This window comes from Microbacterium sp. K35, assembly GCF_004794375.1.
In the GTDB taxonomy this organism is placed as follows: domain Bacteria; phylum Actinomycetota; class Actinomycetes; order Actinomycetales; family Microbacteriaceae; genus Microbacterium; species Microbacterium sufflavum.
The window spans coordinates 1-2,894 of sequence record NZ_SSDM01000211.1 but is presented as its reverse complement, the minus strand read 5'-3'; the positions used below and the strand labels follow the sequence as shown (position 1 = coordinate 2,894).

The 2,894-nt window shown below is 72.4% G+C and carries 3 protein-coding genes; 1 reads left to right on the top strand and 2 read right to left on the bottom strand.

What is annotated here, in order from left to right; all coding sequences use genetic code 11:
• Positions 1–316: helix-turn-helix domain-containing protein (locus tag DW299_RS07960; RefSeq protein ID WP_240745346.1), on the top strand; the 316-nt coding region annotated here is incomplete at its 5' end.
• Between the two features lie 71 nt (positions 317–387).
• Here the strand turns inward: DW299_RS07960 and DW299_RS07955 are convergent.
• Both DW299_RS07955 and DW299_RS07950 read right to left on the bottom strand, forming a co-directional pair.
• On the bottom strand, positions 388–1,059 hold the full coding sequence (locus DW299_RS07955) for a GAP family protein (protein WP_136032577.1): 672 nt from the start codon (positions 1,057–1,059) through the stop codon (positions 388–390).
• Positions 1,060–1,063: 4 nt separating this feature from the next.
• Entirely contained in the window at positions 1,064–2,734 is a 1,671-nt protein-coding gene (locus tag DW299_RS07950; protein ID WP_136036272.1) for a SulP family inorganic anion transporter, read from the bottom strand.
• Positions 2,735–2,894 lie beyond the last annotated feature (160 nt).

Below are 2,894 nucleotides of genomic sequence, written 5' to 3'. Positions count from 1 at the left end.
CCGGGTCGCGGAGGCCGGGACGGTCGTGACGCAGCTGCTGGCGGCGCGAGCGACCCCCGGTTCGCGCACCCGGTTCGCCGACCGCGTGCGCGAGCGGTTCACCGCCGCCGGCGTCCTGGCGGAGGAGGAGCTGACGCACCGCGAGCGCATCGTGCTGGCCGCCCTGTGCCGCAACGCCACGCTGCGGGAGATCGCCGCGCAGGAGTACATCTCCCCGAACACGGTCAAGACCCACGTGCGCAACATCTACCGCAAGCTCGGCGTGTCCGACCGCGAGGGGGTGACGGCGGCCGCCCACGCGCTCGGCATCGGGTGATCCCCGACTCATCGCGAGGTGGTCATAGCGGTCCCGCGTCGTTCCCGTTCCCGCGCTCCGGCTGCGGCGACTCAGAACGCGGCGATGCCCTTGCCGATCATCGACACGCCGATGACGAGGAGGAGCACGGCCATGATGACCGCGTTCTCCTGGGCGAGCCAGGCGCGCAGAGCGTCGAGCGGGCCCCGCAGCCGCTCGGCCGCGACCAGGTACCCCACCACCGGTACGAGGACCGTCGACGCGGCGATCAGCGTGAACACGCCGATCACCACGACCAGGGCCCCGCCGTCCAGGCCGGCCGCGCCGATGTCCACCCCCGCTCCCGCCGCCATCAGCAGGTTCTTCGGGTTCACGGCGGAGAGCAGGAATCCGAGCCCGAGTGCCATCGGGAACCGCATCGTGTCGATCGCCTTCATCCACGCCGGCATGCTGGCGGTGCGACCGGCGCCGGGGCGACGGCGCCACTGTCCCACCGCGAGCAGCAGCAGGCCGACGCCGAGCAGCAGCTGCACCGTGCCGCGGATGGGTCGCGAGGCGTCGGGGTCCTGCTCGGGGAGCACGGCGGATAGCAGCGTGAACACGCTCACGGCGACCACGATGCCCGCGATCCAGCCCAGGAGGAAGCCCACGCTCGTGACGCGGGCCTTCGGCGACAGCAGCATCAGGATCGCCGCGATGATGGGGATCGGGCTGATCGCGATGCCGAGCGCGAGGGGGAGGACACTTCCGATGGCGGCTCCCATGGGTCTACCTCTCGTCGGGCGCCGGCTCGGGGACCGACGCGGTGAGGGCGGCGATCGCCGCGCGGTTGGTGGCGTGCAGCGGCTCGCCGTCGAGCAGTTCCAGCTCGGACAGCCGCCGCCAGGTGTTCGCGCGCACGCGGCTGAACGACAGCGAGATCGAGCGGTCGGCGAGCCAGCGTTTCAGAGCGGCGAACGACTCGGCGCCCGTGACGTCGACGTCGGTCACGGCCTCCATGTCGACGACGAGGTGCTGCACCGCGCCGTCGCCCGCGGCCCGGATCGCCTCCTTCACCGCGGACGTGAACACCGTGCCGTTGGCGAAGAAGAGCGGCGCGGCCAGGCGCACCACGATGATGCCCGGTGCCGTCGTCGCTCCGGACGGCGCGTCCTCCAGCAGCGACTCCGCCGGATCGCCCGAGGCCTCCAGCACGTCGATCGCGGGGGAGGCCGCGCGCTTGGCGAGGTTGATGAGGGCCAGCACGAACGCGACGAGGATCCCGGGGATCGAACCGATCAGGAGCGTGACGAGGAAGCAGACCGCGCCGATCAGGAACTCGAACCGGTCCTTGCGCCACAGGTCGATGAACTCCCGCACGCCCAGCAGCGGGATGATGGCGACGCCCACGATCGCCCCGATCGCCGGCGAGGGGATGTCCTCCAGCAGCGCCGTCCCGAACAGCAGCAGGAGGAGGGTGCCGACGGCGAGCACGACCGAGGGCAGCTGCGTGCGCGAGCCCGCCTGGTCCATCGCGGCCGTGCGCGACGTGGACGAGCCCACGGCGAAGCTGCCCTGCGCGCCGGCCGCGACGTTCGCGACGCCGAACGCGAGCAGGTCGCGGTTGGCCCGAAACGGGTACCCGTGCTTCTCCGCGTACGACCGCGACACCAGCAGGCCCTCGGCCGTGGTGACCAGGGTGAGCGCGATCGCGGACGGCACGAGCGCCAGCCACGTGCCCCAGTCCAGCACCGGCCACGTCAGCGCGGGGGGACCGGCGGGGACGGCGCCCAGCACGTCGACCCCGCGGTCGTCGAGCCCAGCCAGCAGCACGAGCACGGTCGTCAGGGTCAGGACGACGAGTGCCCACGGGACCGCGCGCAGGAAGGCCTTCCCGATCAGGAGGACCGCGACCGAGCCGGCGGCGATCAGCAGGGACCAGCCGTTGAGCGTGGGCAGTCCGCCGATCAGCGCAACTGCCTTCTCGGGGAACTCGGCACCGGAGTCGATCTTCACGCCCAGCATCTTGGCGATCTGGCTCACCATGATGTCCAGCGCGAGACCCCCCACGAAGCCGACCAGGATCGGCTTCGACAGGAAGTCGGCGAGGAAGCCGAGCCGGAACACCGCCAGGAGCACGAACATCAGCCCGGACAGCACGGCCTGCGCGAGTGCGAGCGTGGCGTAGTCGGCGCTCCCGGCCACGGCCAGCCCGCCGACGGACGAGGCGACGAGCGCGGCCGCCGCCGCGTCGGGAGAGGCGACGAGCTGCCGCGACGACACGACCAGCGCGTACAGCACGGTGGGGACGATCAGCGCGTAAAGCCCGGCGGTCGCGGGCAGCCCGGCGATCTGGGCGTATCCGATGTTCAACGGGATGGCGATCGCGAGCAGGGTGACGCCCGCCGTCACCTCCGTGAGGGCGTTGCGCGCCGTCAGACCGGCGAGCGGTCGTTGCATCCCCGCCTCCTCTCGCCGCGGCACCGAGCGCCGCGCGTCCACCCTTCCACCGCGGCGCGTGCCCTCGCCAGCGGGATCGGTCAAGCTCCCCCTGGTGATTTCCGGTCGGGCTCTGCGGCGGGGTCGGGCTCTGCGGCGGGGTCGGGCTCTGCGGCGGGGT

What these genes read in the sequence shown, in the direction of transcription:
- DW299_RS07955 (WP_136032577.1), bottom strand. Translation starts at nt 1,059, where the DNA reads ATGGGAGCCGCCATCGGAAGTGTCCTCCCCCTCGCGCTCGGCATCGCG.
- DW299_RS07950 (WP_136036272.1), bottom strand. Translation starts at nt 2,734, where the DNA reads ATGCAACGACCGCTCGCCGGTCTGACGGCGCGCAACGCCCTCACGGAG.